The following is an 18,422-nucleotide window of genomic DNA, read 5'->3' as shown; positions in this document are numbered from 1 at the left end:
ACGCGCCGTCAGGCTTGCGCCAGCGCCCTGTCCAGGCGGGCCAGCAGCGCGCCGAGCGTCTCTACCAGGGCCGGCTGGGCGAGGATCTGCGCCGGTTCGCAGCCCGCGCCCGACAGCGGCACCGCGGCCGAGACAGTGTCGAGCAAGGTGGCCGACATGGTGCGCAGAATCTCCGCCAGGGCATCTTGTGCATGATGCGAGCCGCGACCCGAAGCGTTGATCAGCGCCACCGGCTTGCCCGGAAACTCCAGGCTGCCGACCAGCCAGTCCAGCAGGTTCTTGAAGGCGCCCGGTACCCCGTGGGCATATTCGGGACAGGCGACAAGCAGCGCGTCACTGGCGCCGACCGCCTTGCGCAGCGCGATCACCGGGGGAGGCAGCGGATCGTGTTCGTCGTCGGGGTTGAACCACGGCAAGACTGCCAGGCCGTCATGCAGCACCAGCGCCAGCGATGGTGGCGCCAGGACACGCGCCGCTTCCAGCACCGCCGTATTGGCTGACACGCGCCGCAGGCTGCCGGACAGGCACAGCACCCGGCGAGGTGCTGCCAACGTCATGCCCCAGGCGCGCCCTGCACCACCACCTTGCCCAGCCCAAGCGCCTTGTTGCGTGGCTGGCGCGACAACCGCCCCGCGGCGTTGCGCGCGATCTCGCGATAACGGGCTGCGAGGTCGGAATCCGGGATCGCCACCACGGTGGGATTGCCGCCATCGGCCTGCTCGCGGATGCGGATGTCCAGCGGCAGCGAGCCCAAGTAGGCCACGCCGTACTGCTCGGCCATGCGCTGGCCGCCGCCCTCGCCGAAAATGTGTTCTTCGTGGCCGCAGCTGGAGCACACGTGGGTGGCCATGTTTTCCACCACACCCAGCACCGGCACCTCGACCTTCTCGAACATCTTCAGCGCCTTGCGGGCGTCGAGCAGGGCGATGTCCTGCGGCGTGGTGACGATCACCGCGCCGGCCACCGGCACCTTCTGCGACAGCGTGAGCTGGATGTCGCCAGTGCCCGGCGGCAGATCCACCACCAGATAGTCGAGCGCCTCCCAGCGCGAGTCGTTGAGCAGCTGCATCATCGCCTGGGTGACCATCGGGCCGCGCCAGATCATCGGCGTCTCCTCGTCAACCAGGAAACCGATCGACATCGCCTGCAGCCCGTGCGCCTGCATTGGAATGATGCTCTTGCCGTCGGGCGACTCGGGCTTGCCGCTGATGCCCAGCATGCGCGGCTGGCTGGGGCCATAGATATCGGCGTCGAGAATGCCGACCCTGGCGCCTTCCGCCGCCAGCGCCAGCGCGAGATTCACCGACACGGTGGATTTGCCCACGCCGCCCTTGCCGGAGGCGACCACGATGATGTTCTTCACGTTGCCCAGCGGTGCCAGCTGCCCCTGCACCTTGTGCACCTGCACGCGGCTGGTGGCCGAGACGGCGGCGGCGGCAATGGCCGGGTCGGCCTGCAATGCGTCGCGCACCCGCGCGGCAACCGCCTCGTGCGCCGTGGCCGCGGGATAGCCCAGCTGGAGGTCGACCGACACACGGTCGCCATCCACGCCGATGGCGCGTACGGCGTCGGTCATCGGCGCGCCGGTATGGGGGTCGGTGAGGTCGCCGAGGATGCGGCGGACCAGCGCTTCGTTCGCCTGGGTCATGGGACATGTCTTGAGGGGGAGAGACCGCCGATTATGCCAGCCCGCGGTGGCGCTCCGGCTGCGCCAGATCAGGGCGGGATGCGCCCGGCTGCGCTCTTGCGCATTGCAGCTTGACCCACCCCGGAGGCCTCGGCACGCTCGCCCCATACGCTTTCGTACGGGAGGATCACCATGACACTGCTGTCCCGCTTCACCCTCGCCACCGGCCTGCTGCTGATCGCCGGCTCCGCCTTCGCCGCCACCGACACCCCGGTCGGCACCTGGAAAACCATCGACGACAAGACCCACCAGCCCAAGTCGATCGTCGAGATCACCGAAAACAATGGCGAGCTGCAGGCCAAGGTGGTCAAGGTGCTCAACTCCGACGAAGGCCCCAACCCGATCTGCAAGGAGTGCGACGGCGAGCGCAAGAACCAGCCGATCGAGGGCATGACCATCATGTGGGGCGTCAGCAAGGACGACGACGTGTGGGACGGCGGCAAGATCCTCGATCCCAAGAACGGCAAGGAATACAAGGTCAAGCTCACCCTGATGGACGGCGGCCAGAAGCTGGACGTGCACGGCTACATCGGTTTCGCCCTGCTCGGCCGCTCGCAGGTGTGGGAGCGCCAGGAGTAACCGTGTAGCTCCCGCTCGATCGACCGGCCCGCCACTGGCGGGCCTTTTTCATGGGGCCCCGGTCCGGCGGGAGCCGGGGGCGGTTTGGACGTCCATGCCATAATGCGCGGTCATTCCAGCACGCGTACCGCCATGAGCCGCCGCCTCCTCGTCACCAACGCCCTGCCCTACGCCAACGGCCCGCTGCACATGGGTCACCTGCTGGGCTACATCCAGGCCGACATCTGGGTGCGGGCGCAGCGCATGGCCGGCAGCGAGGTGGTCTACGTCTGCGCCGACGACGCGCACGGCACGCCGATCATGCTGGCGGCGGAAAAGGCCGGCCTGGCGCCGGAGGTCTACATCGACGGCATCCGCGCCGGCCACGAGGCCGACTTCGCCGCCTTCGGCGTGGCGTTCGACCACTACCACAGCACCCATTCGGACGAGAACCGCGAGCTGGCGACGCTGATCTACACGCGCCTGCGCGACGGCGGCGCCATCGCCAAGCGCGACATCCAGCAGTTGTTCGATCCGGACAAGCAGATGTTTCTGCCGGACCGCTACATCAAGGGCACCTGCCCGGTGTGCAAGACGCCTGACCAGTACGGCGACAACTGCGAGAACTGCGGCGCCACCTACGCACCCACCGACCTGATCAACCCGTACTCGGTGATGTCCGGCGCCACGCCGGTGCTGCGCGATTCGGAGCACTACTTCTTCCAGCTGTCGAAGTTCGAGGGCCTGCTGCGCGACTGGTTCGCCGGCAAGTACTCGGGCGGCCAGCCGGTGGCCAACAGCGGCGTGGCGGCCAAGCTGCGCGAGTGGCTGGACGGCGGCCTGAAGGACTGGGACATCTCGCGCGACGCGCCGTACTTCGGCTTCCCGATCCCCGACGCGCCGGGCAAGTTCTTCTACGTGTGGCTGGACGCGCCGGTCGGCTACCTGGCCAGCTTCAAGGCGCTGTGCGACCGGACCGGGCTGAGCTTCGACGACTTCCTCGCCCCCGACAGCACTGCCGAGATGCACCACTTCATCGGCAAGGACATCATCAACTTCCACGGCCTGTTCTGGCCGGCGATGCTGCACGGCGCGGGTTTCCGCACGCCCACGGCGCTGCACGTCAACGGCTACCTCACGGTCAACGGCGCGAAGATGTCCAAGTCGCGCGGCACCTTCATCCAGGCCCGCACCTACCTGGACGCAGGATTGAATCCGGAGTGTCTGCGCTACTACTTCGCCACCATGCTCGACGACGCGCCGGTGGACGTGGACCTGGACCTCAAGGCCTTCGAGGAGCGCGTGAACTCGCACCTGGTCGGCAAGTGGGTGAACATCGCCAGCCGCACCGCGGGCTTCGTGCACAAGTTCTTCGACGGCCGACTGGCCGAGCGCTTCGGCGTCACCGAGACCGTGCTGTGGAACCGTCTGCAGGAGCACTACGACGGCCTGGCCGAGCTCTACGACCAGGGCCAGTTCGCCGAGGTCACCCGCCGCTTCGTGCTGATGGCCGACCTGGTCAACGGCCACATCGCCGCCACCGCGCCGTGGACGCTGGCCAAGGACGAATCGCGCCGCGTCGAGCTGCACCAGGTGTGCTCGTTCGCGATCGCCGCGTTCCGCCTGCTGGGCGGCCTGCTCAAGCCGATCCTGCCCGCCACGGTGGCCGCGGCCGAGCGGTTCCTGGCCGCGCCGATCATCGACTTCGACGACGCCCGCGCCGCCCTGCACAACCACATCATCGCGCCCTTCGAGCCGCTGCTCGGCCGCCTCGATCCGAAGCAGATCGAAGCGATGGTCGAGGCCTCGAAAGAGTCGCTCGGCGCGCCCGCCAGCGCGCCTGTTTCCACCGACAAACCCAAGCAAGCGAAGAAAGCCATGACCGACCCCACGCCCGCCCCCGCAACCACCGACGCTGCCGCTGCCACCACCATCGGCATCGACGATTTCGCCAAGCTCGATTTGCGCGTGGGCAAGGTGACCGTGTGCGAGTTCGTCGAGGGTTCGGACAAGCTGCTGCGCTTCGAGCTGGACGCCGGCCCGCTGGGCACGCGGCAGATCTTCTCCGGCATCCGCGCCGCCTACGGCGAGCCGGAAAAAATGGTGGGCCGCAACGTGGTGTTCATCGCCAACCTGGCGCCGCGCAAGATGCGCTTCGGCCTGTCCGAGGGGATGATCCTGTCCGCCGGCGACGGCGGCAGCGACCTGTTCCTGCTCGACGCGGACGCCGGTGCCAAGCCCGGCGCCACGGTGCGCTGAAGCAGGCTCAGCGGCGGGTGTAGGTCACGAAGAAGCCGACCAGGTCGCCGTTTTCGTTGTATGGCGCCATGTCGACATAGCGGTATCCGCGGGCGGCATACAGGGCGTGCGACTTGGTGAGCTGGTTGGCCATGTGGCCTTTGCGCATGCCGAAGGTGGCGTCGACGAACACGGTGAGCGTTTCGGCCTCGTCGGCAGCAGCCGGGCGCGCCTGCACCGGCGACACGCGGGCCAGCGCAAATGCGCCGCCGCAGACGAGTGCGGCCGCAAGCAGGATCGACGCGACAGGCGACGGGCGGCGTGACGGGAGAAGAGACATGGCAGAGCTCCGGATAGGACGAATGGGCGACAATGGTTGCGTGATTATCGCCGCACCCCGTCCCCGCGCATGAGTGACCCACTCGACACCCTGGCCACGCGCATCGATGCCCTGCTGCCGCAGACCCAGTGCGAGCAGTGCGGCTTCCACGGCTGCCGGCCCTACGCCGAGGCGATCGCCCGGGCCGAGGCGCCGATCAACCGCTGCCCGCCCGGCGGCGCGGCGGGTATCGCGAAGCTCGCCGCCCTGCTCGATCAGCCCGTGCTTGCGCTTGATCCCGAGCACGGCGCGGAGAAGCCGCGGACGTTGGCGCGGATCGTCGAGGCCGACTGCATCGGCTGCACGAAATGCATCCAGGCGTGCCCGGTCGACGCCATCGTGGGCGCCGCCAAGCTGATGCACACCGTGCTGGTCGATGACTGCACCGGCTGCGAGCTGTGCGTGCCGGCCTGTCCCGTCGATTGCATCGTGCTGGACCCGATGCCGCCGGCGTGGGTCGCGACCCCCGCCCGGGCCGACGCTGCGCGGGCGCACTTCCAGCGCCGCGAGGCGCGACTGGCGCGCGAGCGCGCCGCCCACGAGGCCGAACTGGCCGCGCGCAAGGCGGCCGTGGATGCCGCCGCCGCGAGCAACCCGGTGCTGGCCGCACTGGCACGGGCCAAAGCAAAGAAGCAGGGCTATCTGGAATGAAACGCGCCGATGTCGTGGAGATGTTCACCCGCCTGCGCGAGTTGAACCCCAGGCCGACCACCGAACTGGCGTACACCACGCCGTTCGAGTTGCTGGTGGCGGTGGTGCTCTCGGCCCAGGCGACCGACGTCGGCGTCAACAAGGCCACCCGCCGGCTGTATCCGGTCGCCAACACACCGCAGGCGATCCTCGCGCTCGGAGAGGACGGGCTCAAGAGCTACATCAGCACCATCGGGCTGTTCAACGCCAAGGCGAAGAACGTCATCGCGCTGTGCCGGCTGCTGATCGAGCAGCACGGCGGCGAGGTGCCGCGCGAGCGCGAGGCGCTGGAGGCGCTGCCCGGCGTGGGCCGCAAGACGGCCAACGTGGTGCTCAACACGGCGTTCGGCGAGCCGACCATCGCGGTGGACACGCATATTTTCCGCGTGTCCAACCGCACCGGCCTGGCGCCCGGAAAGGACGTGCGCGCGGTGGAGGCGAAGCTGGAGAAAGTCGTGCCGGCCGAGTTCAAGCTCGACGCCCACCACTGGCTGATCCTGCACGGTCGCTATGTGTGCAAGGCGCGCAAGCCGGATTGCCCGAATTGCGTGATCCGCGATCTGTGCCGGTACCGGGACAAGACCCCCGGCTGACCGTCGCACCCGGCCCGCTCTGGTGCCGGGTCGAGCCGGGGGGCCGATCCGCTGCCACCTCGCGACGCGCACCGGCACCGCAAAAAGCAAACGGCGGGCTGCTGCCCGCCGTTTTTCCGTCCCTGGGTCGAACTCCCTTCAGATAACCTGGCCCGTCCTGCCTGCCGCATCATGCAGCAGGCATGTGACAGTTTTCAGAACTTCACCTCGCCGAACACGCCGATCTCGTCGGTCTTGACGTTCTGCACGTGCGGCGGGATCGGCGTGGCCACCGACTTCTCGCCCTTCTCGTGCTTGTACACGGCAGCCAGCTTGAAGCCCTTGGTGATGTCGAACTCGACGCCGGCGTTGTAGTAGGTGTCCTTGGCGTCGCTGTCGAGGTCCTTGCTCAGCTTGGCGCTGTCGTAGCGGGCGAACAGCGTCACGCCGTCGGCCACGCCCACGCTGCCCCACACCGAGTAGCCGTCCGACTTGTCCGACACCGGCGACAGGATCGTGTTCCAGTCCTTGGCGGTGAAGTACTCCACGCCCACGCGCACCGACTTGTCGGCGTAGGCCACCATCACGTCGCCGCGGGTGGCGGTGTTCTGCGCGTTGACGCTCTGGGTCTCCTGACCGCGATGGCCGCTGTAGCCACCCACGGCGACGATCATGTTCTCGAACGGGACGAAGCCGATGCGGCCTTCGAAGTCCACGCCCTTGCTGCGGCTGGGGTTCTTGTAGCCGTTGCCGTTGACCACGGACACGGCGTAGTTGACCGACTTGCTGGCGCCGAAGTCGCCGGCCGCGTGCAGGCCCCAATCGGCCGAGTTGGCGTACTTCAGGCGGTCGGTCAGGGTGTTCTCGACGTACCGGAAGCCGTAGTAGTTCTCGACGAACGGAATCCAGGGCATGTCCGCCGAACCGATGCGCAGCTTGAACGCCGGATCGAACTTGCCTTCGACGTAGGCCTTCTTGACGAACAGGTTGGTCTCGCCGTCGTTGCTGACGTAGTTGAAGTCGGTGGTCAGGTTGGCCGACCAGACGTCGTCGAACTTGTGGTCCACGGTCAGGTAGAAGCGCTTGACGTCGATGCCGGTGCCGGTGGCATTGGTGCTGCCGGTATCGCTGTTCTTCTGGTCGATATTGGTGAAGTCGAAGTACATCTTGCCCGACAGCGTGGTGTTGTTGATCGCCTTCTCGAGGGCGGCAATCTTGGTGTCATTGGCCGAGGAGGCCTGCACCTTCTCGATCGCCTGGCCGGTGCTCACGTTGATGTCGGACTGCGCGTCCGTGCGTTGCTCAAGCTCGTCGAGCTTGGCCTGCATCGCGGCGACCTGCGCCTTGAGCATCTCGATTTCGGCATTGCTGGCCGTCGACGACTTCGACGACTGCGGGGCCGGGGCTGCTACGGAAGCCAGGCTGGTGAAACCCAAACCGGCAGCAATCGCTACCACGAGCAACTTCGAACGCATGGAAAATCTCCGCTTGATGGATGAAGACACCTCGACCGCACCCCCGTGCAACATGTGGTCGGCGAAGCAGGACGTTAAAAGTTTGCAGTCGTCCTTTTGCAGAGATATTGAAGATGTGTGACAAAACGAAGTCAGCGTCATCTCCCCCGTCCCCGCGAGGGCGGCTGATATGCTTTGCCGATGGATGACCTCAACAAGAGCCTGGCCACGCGCATGGCCGACCGCTTCCGCGGCTTTCTCCCGGTGGTGGTGGACGTGGAAACCGGCGGCTTCGACGCCGATCACGACGCGCTGCTGGAGATCGCCGCCGTCACCCTGGGCATGGACAGCGAGGGCTACCTGCACCCGCAACCGGCCGTGGCGGCCCACGTGGAGCCCTTCCCGGGCGCCAATCTCGACCCGCGGGCGCTGGAGATCACCGGCATCGATCCGGACAACCCGTTGCGCGGCGCACTGAGCGAGCGGATGGCGCTGGATCACATCTTCGACGAGGTGCGCCGGGCCATGCGCCACCACAACTGCCAGCGCGCCGTGCTGGTGGGGCACAACGCGGCGTTCGACCTGGGTTTCGTCAACGCGGCGGTGCGCCGCGTCGGCCACAAGCGCAATCCGTTCCACCCGTTCAGCTGTTTCGACACCGCCACGCTGGGCGGCCTGGCCTACGGCCAGACCGTGCTCAGCAAGGCAGCACACGCCGCCGGCCATCTGTTCGACACGCGCGAGGCGCACTCGGCCATCTATGACGCCGAGCGCACCGCCGAACTGTTCTGCGGCATCGTCAACCGCTGGCGCAAGCTGGAAACCTTCGAGCGCGAACACATCGGCCTGGGCGTGCTGTAAGCCGCGCTGGCGCTGCGTTGCGGGGGGTTGCCCGTGCCGCTGTGTGACAGCCTGTCACACGGATGCAACATTCATCTCATTTCATTGCAACACGCCACCCATGTAATGGCGGAAGGGGCGGGCCTCGTCCCGTGACTTTCCTCCTCAAGGAGCTACCGTGTTGACCTCAACCAAATCACGCATTGCCACCATCGCCGCTGCCTCGCTGATGAGCATGGCGGCCCAGGCCACCGACATCACCGGCGCCGGCTCCAGCTTCGTCTATCCGGTGCTGACCAAGTGGTCGGCAGCGTATGCCGAGAAGACCGGCAACCAGCTCAACTACCAGTCGGTCGGTTCGGGCGCGGGCATCGCGCAGATCAAGGCCGGCACCATCGATTTCGGCGCCTCCGACGCTCCGCTGAGCCCGGAAGACCTGAAGAAGTTCGGCCTGGGCCAGTTCCCGCTGGTGGTGGGCGGCATCGTGCCGGTGGTGAACATCGCCGGCGTGCAGGCGGACCAGATCAAGCTCGACGGCGCCACGCTGGCTGACATCTTCATGGGCAAGATCACCAACTGGAACGACCCGAAGATCGCCGCGCTCAATGCCGGCATGACGCTTCCGGCCGGCAAGATCACCGTGGTGCATCGCTCGGACGGTTCGGGCACCTCGTACAACTTCACCAACTACCTGAGCAAGGTCAGCCCGGAGTGGGCCTCGCAGGTCAAGTTCGGCACCGCCGTTGACTGGCCGACCGGCGTGGGTGGCAAGGGCAACGAGGGCGTGTCGCAGTACGTTCGCCAGATCAAGGGCTCGATCGGCTACGTCGAGTACGCCTACGCTATGAAGAACAAGATCGCCTGGGTCGACATGAAGAATGCCGCCGGCCAGATCGTCAAGCCGGATGCCGACGCGTTCGCTGCCGCCGCCGCCACCGCCGACTGGGCCAGCGCCAAGGACTTCAACCTGATCATGACCAACGCCCCGGGCGAGACCGCGTGGCCGATCACCGCCACCACCTGGGCGATCATGTACAAGAAGCCCAAAAACGTCGAGCACACCAAGGTGGCCTTCGACTTCTTCAAGTGGTCCTACGAGAACGGCCAGCCGCAGGCTGCCTCGCTCGACTACGTGCCGCTGCCCGACTCGCTGGTCGAGCAGATCGAAGCCTACTGGGCCTCGGATTTCCAGATGTAATTCCCCGACCGGATGACGGCGGCCGTCGGACTCCCGACAGCCGCTCCGGCACGGACGCCGGTGGATCAGCCGCCCCAGCACCTGGGGCGGTTTTCCATTGAAGCGTTCGCTACCATCTGCCGCCTGCCTCTCCAGGATCTACCGCCCCATGTCCACTCCGCCCGAAGCCGTTGCCCTCGGCGACGTCGAGGACCAGCGCAGTCGCCGCGATGCGCGGCACGACCGCCACTTCCGCTGGCTGCTGATGGGCTGCGCACTGCTGGTGCTGGCCTCGCTGCTCGGCGCCGCGGGCGCCACGCTGTGGGGCGGCCGCCATGCGTTCGGCACGTTCGGCTGGGGCTTCCTCACCAGCACGGCATGGGATCCGAGCAACGACGTCTACGGCGCGCTGGTGCCTGTCTACGGCACCATCGCCACCTCGCTGATCGCGCTGATCATTGCGGTGCCGGTGAGCTTCGGTATTGCGCTGTACCTGTCCGAGGTGGCGCCGCCGTGGCTGCGCACGCCGGTGTCCTCGGCGATCGAACTGCTCGCGGGCATCCCCTCGATCATCTACGGCATGTGGGGCCTTTTCATCTTTGCGCCCTTCTTCGCCGAACACATCAAGCCCTGGCTGACCAATTACCTGGGCAACAGCCCGGACGACGGCAACCCGTCATGGGTCGCCGAGCACGTACCGTTCATCGGCAAGCTGTTCGCCTCCAGCTACCCGTTCGGCGCGAGCGTGCTCACCGCCGGCATCGTGCTGGCGATCATGATCATCCCGTTCATCTCCTCGGTGATGCGCGAGGTGTTCCAGACCGTGCCCACGCGCCTGAAGGAGTCGGCCTATGCGCTGGGCTCGAGCACCTGGGAGGTGTCATGGGACATCGTGCTGCCGTACACCCGCTCGGCGGTGATCGGCGGCATCTTCCTCGGCCTGGGCCGCGCGCTGGGCGAGACGATGGCGGTGACCTTCGTGCTCGGCAATGCGATGGAGCTGTCGCCGTCGCTGCTTGATCCGGGCGCGTCGATCGCTTCCACCATCGCCAACCAGTTCAGCGAGGCAGTGGGGCTGCAGAAATCCACCCTGATGGCGCTGGCCTTCCTACTGTTCGTGGTGACCTTCATCGTGCTGCTGATCGCACGCCTGATGCTCGCCCAGCTGAAGAAACGGGAGGGCAACTGATGAGCAGCGCACTGTATCTTCGCCGCCGCGTCGCCAACTGGGTGGCGCTGTCGCTGAGCGTCTTCGCCACCCTGATCGGGCTGGGCTTTCTCGCCTGGATCCTGTGGGAAACCCTGCGCCAGGGCATCAGCGCGCTGGATCTGAAGCTGTTCACCAAGATCACCGCCTACGGCGCCGACGGCGGGCTTTCCAATGCCATCGTCGGCAGCCTGATCATCGACCTGATCGGCATCGCCATCGCCACGCCGATCGGCGTGCTGGCCGGCACCTGGCTGGCCGAGTACGCCAATCGCACCAAGCTCGGCGAGACGATCCGCTTCCTCAACGACATCCTGCTGTCGGCGCCGTCGATCGTGATGGGCCTGTTCGTCTACACCATCGTGGTGCTGCCGAGCACCGCGCTGACCCATGGCGACACCACGTTTTCCGGTTTCGCCGGCGGCGTGGCGCTGGCGCTGATCGCGCTGCCGGTGATCGTGCGTACCACCGACGAGATGCTGCGCCTGGTGCCCTCCACCTTGCGCGAGGCCGCGCTGTCGCTGGGCGTACCGCAGTGGAAGCTCACCGTGCAGATCCTGATCCGCGCCGCGCGCTCGGGCATCATCACCGGTGTGCTGCTGGCGCTGGCGCGCATCAGCGGCGAGACCGCGCCGCTGCTGTTCACCGCGTTCGGCAACAACTTCATGACCGTCAACCCGATGAACAAGATGGCCAGCCTGCCGCAGATCATCTACCAGTACGCGAACGATCCGGGCGACGCGATGCATGCGCTGGCCTGGGCCGGTGCGTTCGTGGTGACCATGTTCGTGCTGCTGCTGAGCCTCGCTTCCCGTCTGGTCCTTTCACGCAACAAGGTGTCCCATGACTGAGTCCGCCGCTGCCGGCCTCCATCCGCAGGCTGCGACCAGCGCCATGCCGATCGTGCCGACCAAGATCCAGGTCAAGGATCTGCACTTCTACTACAACGGTTTCCATGCCCTGAAGGGCATCAGCATGGACATCCCGGAGAAGAAGGTCACCGCCATCATCGGCCCGTCCGGTTGCGGCAAGTCGACCCTGCTGCGCATCTTCAACCGCATCTACGCGATCTATCCCAAGCTCGAGGCCAAGGGCGAGATCGTGCTGGACGGCGAGAACATCCTGGCCCCCGGCTATTCGATGAACCGCCTGCGCAGCAAGGTGGGCATGGTGTTCCAGAAGCCGGTGCCGTTCCCGATGACGATCTTCGAGAACGTCGCCTACGGCATCCGCCATCACGAGAAGCTCTCGCGTGCGGACATGGAGATCCGGGTGGAGAAGGCGCTGCGCGACGCGGCGCTGTGGGACGAGGTGAAGGACAAGCTCAAGCAGAACGCGCTCGGCCTCTCCGGCGGCCAGCAGCAGCGACTGTGCATTGCCCGTGCCATCGCCCTGCGGCCCGAGGTGCTGCTGCTGGACGAGCCCACTTCGGCACTGGACCCGATCGCCACCGGCCGCATCGAGCAGTTGGTGGAAGAGCTCAAGAGCCAGTTCACCATCGTCATCGTCACCCACAACATGCAGCAGGCGGCGCGCTGCTCGGACCAGACCGCCTTCATGTACATGGGCGAGCTGATCGAATACGACGGCACCGAGCGCATCTTCACCAAGCCCGGCAAGAAGCAGACCGAGGACTACATCACCGGGCGGTTTGGTTGATCCAATGCGGGGAATGGGGAACGGGAAACGGGAACATCGGGCGCAAGCCACGCTACACGCTCCCTGTTTCCTACTCTCCGTTCCCGCCCCACAGCCACCCTTATGCCGGACGTCATTCCCGCGAAAGCGGGAATCCACTTTGATCTTCGGCAAGAGCACATGGGTTCCCGCTTTCGCGGGAATGACATCAAGGCAAGCATCCCATCATCGGCGTGACGCCAGCCCCGTCCGCAGCAGGTAACAGAGGTTCCCATGAGCAGCGAACACATCATCAAGAGCTACGACAGCGAGCTGACCCGGCTTACCGGCGAGATCGTGCGCATGGGCGAACTGTCGGTCAGCCAGCTGGAAGCGGCGATCGACGTGGTCGAGCGGCGCGACGAGCGCGCTGCCCAGCGCGTGGTCGGCAACGACGACGCGATCGACCAGCTGGAGCAGGAGATCAGCCACGACGTGGTGCGCCTGCTGGCGCTGCGCGCGCCGATGGCCGGCGACCTGCGCAATGTGTTCGCCGCCCTGCGCATTGCCGCGGACATCGAGCGCATCGGCGACTACGCCGCCAACGTGGCCAAGCGCTCGATTCCGCTGTCGATGGTGGCGCCGGTGTCGCCGGCCAAGGGGCTCGGCTACCTGGCCAAGCTGGCCGCCGCCGAAGTACGCGAGGTGCTCAAGGCGTACCGCGACCTGGACGCCGAGAGCGCCTACCAGGTATGGAAGAGCGATGCCGAGCTGGACGAGGCCTACACCGGCTACTTCCGCCAGCTGCTCACCTACATGATGGAAGACCCGCGCAACATCACCCCGTGCACGCACCTGCTGTTCATGGCCAAGAACATCGAGCGCATCGGCGACCACGCCACCAACATCGCCGAGAGCGTGTGGTTCCAGGTGCATGGCGAGCCGCTGGACAAGCAGCGCACCAAGCGCGATTTCACCTCCAGCCCGGAACTGGGCAAGCTCGGCGAGTAAGCGCTGACGCGGGCTGCGGCCGTTGGCTGATTGCGGCTCGCCGACAGTCACGGCGCACGGTCATCGGTCCGCGCCGTCGTCCACTTCGCGATGGCATCCACTTCGCGGGGTCGCCCCACTCCGCCGTGCCGCCCACTTCGCGGTGTCGCCCACTTCGCGATGTCGTCCACTTCGCGCCGTGATCCCCGAGAACACGGGGATCCATGGTGATCCTGCATCAAGGCCAGATGGATGACCAGACATCCGTCTGTTGAAAACCCCGCGTGCGCGGGAATGACGAGGCGGAGCATGACGGCTCGCGCAACGGACGACGCAACATGACGTGCTGGTCTGCGCGCGAGAGCGCCACGGACCTCGAACCAGGCCCGGGACCTCAGGGCATCGATGACTGCTGCGCGCGTTCTCTTGTCTCGCGCCAACGCGCCGCCCCGCGCACCATCCCGCATGCGGCACTACTGCGCGCCATCATCCACGCCCTGCCGTCATCCCCGCAAACGCGGGGATCCATGGTGATCCTGCATCGAGGTCAGATGGATGACCAGACATCCGTCTGTTGAAAACCCCGTGTGCCCGGGAATGACGGCGCCGAGCATGGCGGCTCGCTAAAGCGACGAAGCAGCAAGACGTGCTGATCTGCGCCCGACGGAACCACGGACCTCGAACAACGCCCGGAATCTCAGGGCACCGGTGACTGCTGCGCGCGTTCTTTTGCCTCGCGCCGACGCGCCACCCCGCGCACCATCCCGCATGTGTCACTACGGCGCGCCATCATCCACGCCCTGCCGTCATCCCCGCGAACGCGGGGATCCATGGTGATCCTGCATCGAGGCCAGATGGATGACCAGACATCCGTCTGTTGAAAACCCCGCGTGCGCGGGAATGACGACGCGGAGCACAGCTGCTCGCTAAAGCGACGAAGCAGCGAGACGTGCTGATCTGCGCCCGACGGAATCACGGGCCTCGAACGAGGCCCGTAACCTCAGAGCATCGGTGACTGCTGCGCGCGTTCCTTTGCCTCGCGCCGACGCGCCACGCCGCGCACGATGCCGTAGACGCCGATGGCGATCCACGCCACCTGCATCAGGAACGCTGGCCAGTTGATCGGCCCCAGGCTGAAGCTCAGCGAGAGGATCACACCGATCGCACCGGCCACGTTCATCAGCTGGTAGATCAACCCGTTCCCGTGCAGCTTGTGGGCCTGCAGCAGGAAGTACGCCAGCAGCACCAGCGCCACGCCCAGATAACCCACCCAGTCGTACCAGAAGATGTTCATCGCTTTGCACTCCTCTGTCGCAACGCCTCGAACAGCACCACGCCGGTCGCCACCGACACGTTGAGGCTTTCCATCGTGCCGGGCATGGGGATCTTCGCCACGAAATCGCACAGCTCGCGGGTCAGCCGGCGCATGCCCTCGCCTTCGCTGCCCAGCACCAGCGCCACCGGGCCGCGGAAGTCCACGCCGTAGAGCGAGGTGTCGGTGTCGCCGGCCAGGCCGGTGATCCAGACCCCGGCATCCTTGAGCTCACGCAGTGTGCGGGCCAGGTTGGTGACCGCGATCAGCGGCACCCGGTCGGCACCGCCGGCCGAGGCGCGGCGCACCACCGGCGTCAGGCCGACCGCGCGGTCCTTGGGCACGATTACCGCCGTCACGCGGGCCGCCGCGGCGCTGCGCAGGCAGGCGCCGAGGTTGTGCGGATCGGTGACGCCGTCGAGCACCAGGATCAGCGTGTCGGCGCCATCGCGTTCCATCAGGGCGGCCAGATCGGCTTCGCCGGCCATCGGCGGCGGCTCGTAGAGCGCCGCCACCCCCTGGTGCCGCGCCTCGCCGGCGAGCTTTTCCAGCTCCTCGCGCGAGCGGTGGTGCACGGGGATCTTCAATCCCCGGGCCTGCTCGATCAGCGCCAGCACGCGCGCATTGCGCTGGCCCTGCTCCACCAGCAGCTCGCGCACGCGCTCGGCATCGTTGCTCAATGCGCCCTCGACCGGGTTGATCCCGACGATCCAGCTCTCACTCATGACTTGCCTTTGGGTTTGGAGGAACGGCCACCGCCGCGCTTGCCGCCACCGGGCGGGCTCGCCGCACCCTTGCCACCGCCGCGATTGCCGCGTGGCGCCGGTGCGCTGGAAGCGGCCGGCGAGCCACCCTTGCGCTGGCCCCCCTGGCCGCCCTGACCGCCCTGACCGCCTTTTCCGCGGCCGCCGCTACGCGAGGAAGGCGCGCGCGACGGCCGCTCGTGCGGCGCGTCGGCAGGCTGCGAACGCGGCGGCGGATTATGGCTTGCCGCGGGTGCTTCGGGCACCACCGCGTCCTTGCGCCCGAACGCACGGCCGATCGCCTTTGCCGCGCGGCCGAACATGCTGCCCTTGTCCGGCTTGGTCGCCAGTGCCGCCGCCGTCTTGGGCAACGAATAGCGCTCGCCGCTGGCGCCGTAGTCGTACGCCTTGGCGGTGCGCGGCGGCGGCACGCCCTTCTTCTTGGTCGGCACCAGCCGGAAATCGATCTTCCGATCCTCCAGGCTGGCCCGCAGCACCTGCACGCGCACGTGGTCGCCCAGGCGGAACTGCTCGCCGGACTTCTCGCCCTTGAGCAGCTTGCGGATCGGGTCGAAGTGGTAATAGTCGTTCGCCAGCTGGCTGATGTGCACCAGGCCGGACACGCGCGATTCGTCCAGCTCCACGAACAGGCCGAACGAGGTCACTCCGGTGACCACGCCGTCGAACTCGCTGCCCACGTGCTTGGACATCCACGCGCACTTGAAGCGCTCGTCGACATCGCGCTCGGCCTCTTCGGCACGCCGCTCGCGCTGCGAGCAATGCACCGCGAGCGAACCCATCTCGGCCGGCGTGTAGCTGTACTTCTCGGGCTTGCCGCCGGTGAGGGCATAGCGGATCGCCCGGTGCACCAGCAGGTCGGGGTAACGACGGATCGGCGAGGTGAAATGCGCATACGCGCTGAGCGCCAGGCCGAAGTGTCCGCGGTTGTCCGGCTGGTAGGCGGCCATGCTCTGCGAGCGCAGCAGCACCGACTGGATCAGCTCGCGCTCGGGACGCTCGCGCACCATCCGCAGCACCTCGGAGAAGTCGCCGGGCGTGACGCGGTCGATCGGCGGCATGCTCAGCTTGAACTCGCGCAGGAACTGCTGCAGGTCCTCGTACTTTTCCGCCGGCGGCGGCTCGTGCGCACGGAACAGCGCGGGGATCTTCTTCTTTTCCAGGAACAGCGCGGCCTGCACGTTGGCCGCGATCATGCATTCCTCGATCAGCTTGTGCGCGTCGTTGCGCTCGGTGGCGCCCATGGCCTCCACCTCACCGCGCTGGTCGAGGCGGAACTTGACCTCCGGCGTCTCGAAGTCGATCGCGCCACGGCGCCTGCGCTGCTCGGCCATCGCCTTGTACAGCGCATGCAGGTTGCGGATCTGCGGCAGCACGTCGGCCACTTCGTCGATCGCGTCGGCATCGTTCAGCCCGACCACCTGCCACACCTTGTCGTAGGTGAGGCGCGCGTGCGAGAGCATCACGGCGTCATAGAACTTCGCCTTGGTCACCTCGCCCGAGGCATCGACCTGCATGTCGCAGACCATGCACAGCCGCTCCACCTTGGGGTTGAGCGAACAGATGCCGTTGGACAGCGTCTCCGGCAGCATCGGCACCACGAAGCCGGGGAAATAGGTGGACGTGCTGCGCTCCACCGCCTCGGTGTCCAGCGCGCTGCCCAGCCTGACGTAATGCGACACGTCGGCGATCGCCACGATCAGCCGCCAGCCGCCACCGCGCCGCGGCTCGGCATACACCGCATCGTCGAAGTCGCGCGCGTCGGCGCCATCGATGGTCACCAGCGGCAGCTTGCGAAGGTCGACGCGACCCTCGCGCTCGGCCGCGCTCACCTCCGGCTCGACCATCGCCGCGTCGCGCATTACCGCCGCCGGCCACTCGTGCGGCAGGTCGTGGCTGGCGATCGCCATTTCCACCAGCAACGAAGGCTGCAGGCGCTCACCCAGTACCGAGCGGATCTCGCCCAGCGGACCACGGTGCTGGCTCGGCGGGTCAGTGATTTCCACCACCACGATCTGCCCGGCGGTGGCGCCCTGCTCCTTGCCCGGCGGGATCAGGATGTCCTGGTGCAGGCGACGGTCGTCCGGCGCCACCACGGTGACGCCGTTCTCCACCACCACCCGTCCCACCAGCCGCGGCGAACGCCGCTGCAGCACTTCGACGATGGCGCCCTGGCGGCGGCCGCGGCGGTCGACACCGACCACGCTGGCCAGCACGCGGTCGCCGTGCATCACGGTTCGCATCTGCTGCGGGGATAGATAGAGATCGTCACCGCCTTCGTCCGGGCGCAGGAAGCCGTAGCCCTCCACGTTGGCGATCACCGAGCCGGGAATCAGGTCGAGCTTCTGCGCCGGGGCAAAGTCGCCGCGTCGGCCCTGCAGCAGCTGGCCATCGCGCACCATCGCGCCCAGGCGCTTGTGCACGGCCAGCAGGTCGGTCTCGTCGTCGAGCTTGAGCGCCTCGGCGATGCGCGCCTCGCTGAGCCACTCGCCGCGGTCCTCCAGCAGCGCGAGGATCGCCTCGCGGCTGGGGATCGGGCGCTCGTAGCGCTGGGCCTCGCGCTCGGCATGGGGATCGCGGATGGCGCCGGCGCCCTTGCGCGCCGCGCCGCCGCTGGAACGGGGCTTGCGCTGAGCGGGCTTGGGTTTGTTATTGCGGGCGTCGTCGGACGACGCGGGCGCCTGGCTGTCGCCGGCGCGGGTGGTCTTTTTTCTGGTCACTCAATTGCCTTGTTGGAGCGCGGCGCGGGGATGCGTCGGCGCGATGAAAAGGTTGCGAAAGAATAGTTGACAACCCCTGGGGAGGTGCCTAATCTACGCGGCTCACGCAGCCCGCAACGGCGACGTGACACCTGCCCAGGTGGCGGAATTGGTAGACGCACTAGCTTCAGGTGCTAGCGGGGGCAACTCCGTGGAGGTTCGAGTCCTCTCCTGGGCACCA

The 18,422-nt window shown here is 67.1% G+C and carries 17 protein-coding genes and 1 tRNA gene; 11 read left to right on the top strand and 7 right to left on the bottom strand.

Annotation, left to right across the window (positions count from 1 at the left end; translation table 11 throughout):
- Positions 1 to 8: 8 nt before the first annotated feature.
- A complete protein-coding gene (locus VFG40_RS10120) occupies positions 9 to 557 on the bottom strand; it encodes an NADPH-dependent FMN reductase (protein WP_324897227.1) in 549 nt (182 codons plus the stop codon).
- A complete protein-coding gene (gene apbC / locus VFG40_RS10115) occupies positions 554 to 1,648 on the bottom strand; it encodes an iron-sulfur cluster carrier protein ApbC (protein WP_324897226.1) in 1,095 nt (364 codons plus the stop codon). Before apbC ends, VFG40_RS10120 begins: the two co-directional genes overlap by 4 nt.
- Before the next feature lie 171 nt (positions 1,649 to 1,819).
- Between apbC and VFG40_RS10110 the strand changes: the two genes are divergently transcribed.
- The gene (locus tag VFG40_RS10110; protein WP_324897225.1) at positions 1,820 to 2,266 is read left to right on the top strand and encodes a DUF2147 domain-containing protein; all 447 of its coding nucleotides are present in this window, start codon (positions 1,820 to 1,822) and stop codon (positions 2,264 to 2,266) included.
- 132 nt (positions 2,267 to 2,398) lie between these two features.
- Positions 2,399 to 4,504, top strand: coding sequence for a methionine--tRNA ligase (metG, locus tag VFG40_RS10105; protein WP_324897224.1), 2,106 nt, complete (start codon positions 2,399 to 2,401; stop codon positions 4,502 to 4,504).
- A 7-nt stretch (positions 4,505 to 4,511) separates the two neighbouring features.
- On the opposite strand, the gene VFG40_RS10100 is transcribed toward metG, so the two are convergent.
- Positions 4,512 to 4,823 (bottom strand): hypothetical protein, encoded by a 312-nt coding sequence (locus VFG40_RS10100; protein WP_324897223.1) that lies wholly within the window; start codon positions 4,821 to 4,823, stop codon positions 4,512 to 4,514.
- A 69-nt stretch (positions 4,824 to 4,892) separates the two neighbouring features.
- Here VFG40_RS10100 and VFG40_RS10095 point away from each other — a divergent pair, with 69 nt between their 5' ends.
- Positions 4,893 to 5,513, top strand: a complete 621-nt coding sequence (locus VFG40_RS10095) for an RnfABCDGE type electron transport complex subunit B (RefSeq protein WP_324897222.1) — start codon at positions 4,893 to 4,895, stop codon at positions 5,511 to 5,513.
- Positions 5,510 to 6,145, top strand: coding sequence for an endonuclease III (gene nth / locus VFG40_RS10090; protein WP_324897221.1), 636 nt, complete (start codon positions 5,510 to 5,512; stop codon positions 6,143 to 6,145). The genes VFG40_RS10095 and nth overlap by 4 nt, the downstream gene beginning before the upstream one ends.
- Positions 6,146 to 6,339: 194 nt before the next feature.
- Here the strand turns inward: nth and VFG40_RS10085 are convergent, their stop codons facing one another.
- Entirely contained in the window at positions 6,340 to 7,599 is a 1,260-nt protein-coding gene (locus VFG40_RS10085) for a porin (protein ID WP_324897220.1), read from the bottom strand.
- Between the two features lie 180 nt (positions 7,600 to 7,779).
- Here VFG40_RS10085 and rnt point away from each other — a divergent pair, with 180 nt between their 5' ends.
- The 6 genes from rnt (at position 7,780) to phoU (ending at position 13,430) form a co-directional block, all read left to right on the top strand.
- Positions 7,780 to 8,439 carry a ribonuclease T gene (gene rnt / locus VFG40_RS10080; protein ID WP_324897219.1) on the top strand — a complete coding sequence of 220 codons (660 nt, stop codon included), beginning with the start codon at positions 7,780 to 7,782 and terminating at the stop codon, positions 8,437 to 8,439.
- A 157-nt stretch (positions 8,440 to 8,596) separates the two neighbouring features.
- Positions 8,597 to 9,616, top strand: coding sequence for a phosphate ABC transporter substrate-binding protein PstS (gene pstS / locus VFG40_RS10075; RefSeq protein ID WP_414649285.1), 1,020 nt, complete (start codon positions 8,597 to 8,599; stop codon positions 9,614 to 9,616).
- 148 nt (positions 9,617 to 9,764) lie between these two features.
- Positions 9,765 to 10,784: a phosphate ABC transporter permease subunit PstC gene (pstC, locus tag VFG40_RS10070; RefSeq protein WP_324897217.1), complete on the top strand. Its 1,020-nt coding sequence runs from the start codon at positions 9,765 to 9,767 to the stop codon at positions 10,782 to 10,784.
- Complete coding sequence (pstA, locus tag VFG40_RS10065; RefSeq protein ID WP_324897216.1) at positions 10,784 to 11,653, top strand: phosphate ABC transporter permease PstA; 870 nt, start codon at positions 10,784 to 10,786, stop codon at positions 11,651 to 11,653. The genes pstC and pstA overlap by 1 nt, the downstream gene beginning before the upstream one ends.
- Before the next feature lie 43 nt (positions 11,654 to 11,696).
- Positions 11,697 to 12,461, top strand: coding sequence for a phosphate ABC transporter ATP-binding protein PstB (pstB, locus tag VFG40_RS10060; protein WP_324897416.1), 765 nt, complete (start codon positions 11,697 to 11,699; stop codon positions 12,459 to 12,461).
- A 252-nt stretch (positions 12,462 to 12,713) separates the two neighbouring features.
- Positions 12,714 to 13,430: a phosphate signaling complex protein PhoU gene (gene phoU, locus VFG40_RS10055; protein ID WP_324897215.1), complete on the top strand. Its 717-nt coding sequence runs from the start codon at positions 12,714 to 12,716 to the stop codon at positions 13,428 to 13,430.
- Between the two features lie 979 nt (positions 13,431 to 14,409).
- Here the strand turns inward: phoU and VFG40_RS10050 are convergent.
- Genes VFG40_RS10050 through rnr form a run of 3 tightly spaced genes read right to left on the bottom strand, consistent with a single transcriptional unit; the run spans position 14,410 to position 18,202 of the window.
- Positions 14,410 to 14,703 carry a CBU_0592 family membrane protein gene (locus VFG40_RS10050; RefSeq protein ID WP_324897214.1) on the bottom strand — a complete coding sequence of 98 codons (294 nt, stop codon included), beginning with the start codon at positions 14,701 to 14,703 and terminating at the stop codon, positions 14,410 to 14,412.
- Positions 14,700 to 15,446 (bottom strand): 23S rRNA (guanosine(2251)-2'-O)-methyltransferase RlmB, encoded by a 747-nt coding sequence (rlmB, locus tag VFG40_RS10045; RefSeq protein ID WP_324897213.1) that lies wholly within the window; start codon positions 15,444 to 15,446, stop codon positions 14,700 to 14,702. Before rlmB ends, VFG40_RS10050 begins: the two co-directional genes overlap by 4 nt.
- A complete protein-coding gene (gene rnr, locus VFG40_RS10040; protein WP_414649284.1) occupies positions 15,443 to 18,202 on the bottom strand; it encodes a ribonuclease R in 2,760 nt (919 codons plus the stop codon). Before rnr ends, rlmB begins: the two co-directional genes overlap by 4 nt.
- Positions 18,203 to 18,335: 133 nt before the next feature.
- On the opposite strand from rnr, the gene VFG40_RS10035 reads away from it, so the two are divergent.
- A tRNA-Leu gene (locus VFG40_RS10035) sits at positions 18,336 to 18,422 on the top strand.

Source organism: Dyella sp. (genome assembly GCF_035685805.1).
Taxonomy (GTDB): Bacteria; Pseudomonadota; Gammaproteobacteria; order Xanthomonadales; family Rhodanobacteraceae; genus Dyella_A.
This window is presented reverse-complemented; position numbering and strand designations above follow the sequence as displayed.

What these genes read in the sequence shown, in the direction of transcription:
- VFG40_RS10120 (WP_324897227.1), bottom strand. Translation starts at nt 557, where the DNA reads ATGACGTTGGCAGCACCTCGCCGGGTGCTGTGCCTGTCCGGCAGCCTG.
- apbC (WP_324897226.1), bottom strand. Translation starts at nt 1,648, where the DNA reads ATGACCCAGGCGAACGAAGCGCTGGTCCGCCGCATCCTCGGCGACCTC.
- VFG40_RS10110 (WP_324897225.1), top strand. Translation starts at nt 1,820, where the DNA reads ATGACACTGCTGTCCCGCTTCACCCTCGCCACCGGCCTGCTGCTGATC.
- metG (WP_324897224.1), top strand. Translation starts at nt 2,399, where the DNA reads ATGAGCCGCCGCCTCCTCGTCACCAACGCCCTGCCCTACGCCAACGGC.
- VFG40_RS10100 (WP_324897223.1), bottom strand. Translation starts at nt 4,823, where the DNA reads ATGTCTCTTCTCCCGTCACGCCGCCCGTCGCCTGTCGCGTCGATCCTG.
- VFG40_RS10095 (WP_324897222.1), top strand. Translation starts at nt 4,893, where the DNA reads ATGAGTGACCCACTCGACACCCTGGCCACGCGCATCGATGCCCTGCTG.
- nth (WP_324897221.1), top strand. Translation starts at nt 5,510, where the DNA reads ATGAAACGCGCCGATGTCGTGGAGATGTTCACCCGCCTGCGCGAGTTG.
- VFG40_RS10085 (WP_324897220.1), bottom strand. Translation starts at nt 7,599, where the DNA reads ATGCGTTCGAAGTTGCTCGTGGTAGCGATTGCTGCCGGTTTGGGTTTC.
- rnt (WP_324897219.1), top strand. Translation starts at nt 7,780, where the DNA reads ATGGATGACCTCAACAAGAGCCTGGCCACGCGCATGGCCGACCGCTTC.
- pstC (WP_324897217.1), top strand. Translation starts at nt 9,765, where the DNA reads ATGTCCACTCCGCCCGAAGCCGTTGCCCTCGGCGACGTCGAGGACCAG.
- pstA (WP_324897216.1), top strand. Translation starts at nt 10,784, where the DNA reads ATGAGCAGCGCACTGTATCTTCGCCGCCGCGTCGCCAACTGGGTGGCG.
- pstB (WP_324897416.1), top strand. Translation starts at nt 11,697, where the DNA reads ATGCCGATCGTGCCGACCAAGATCCAGGTCAAGGATCTGCACTTCTAC.
- phoU (WP_324897215.1), top strand. Translation starts at nt 12,714, where the DNA reads ATGAGCAGCGAACACATCATCAAGAGCTACGACAGCGAGCTGACCCGG.
- VFG40_RS10050 (WP_324897214.1), bottom strand. Translation starts at nt 14,703, where the DNA reads ATGAACATCTTCTGGTACGACTGGGTGGGTTATCTGGGCGTGGCGCTG.
- rlmB (WP_324897213.1), bottom strand. Translation starts at nt 15,446, where the DNA reads ATGAGTGAGAGCTGGATCGTCGGGATCAACCCGGTCGAGGGCGCATTG.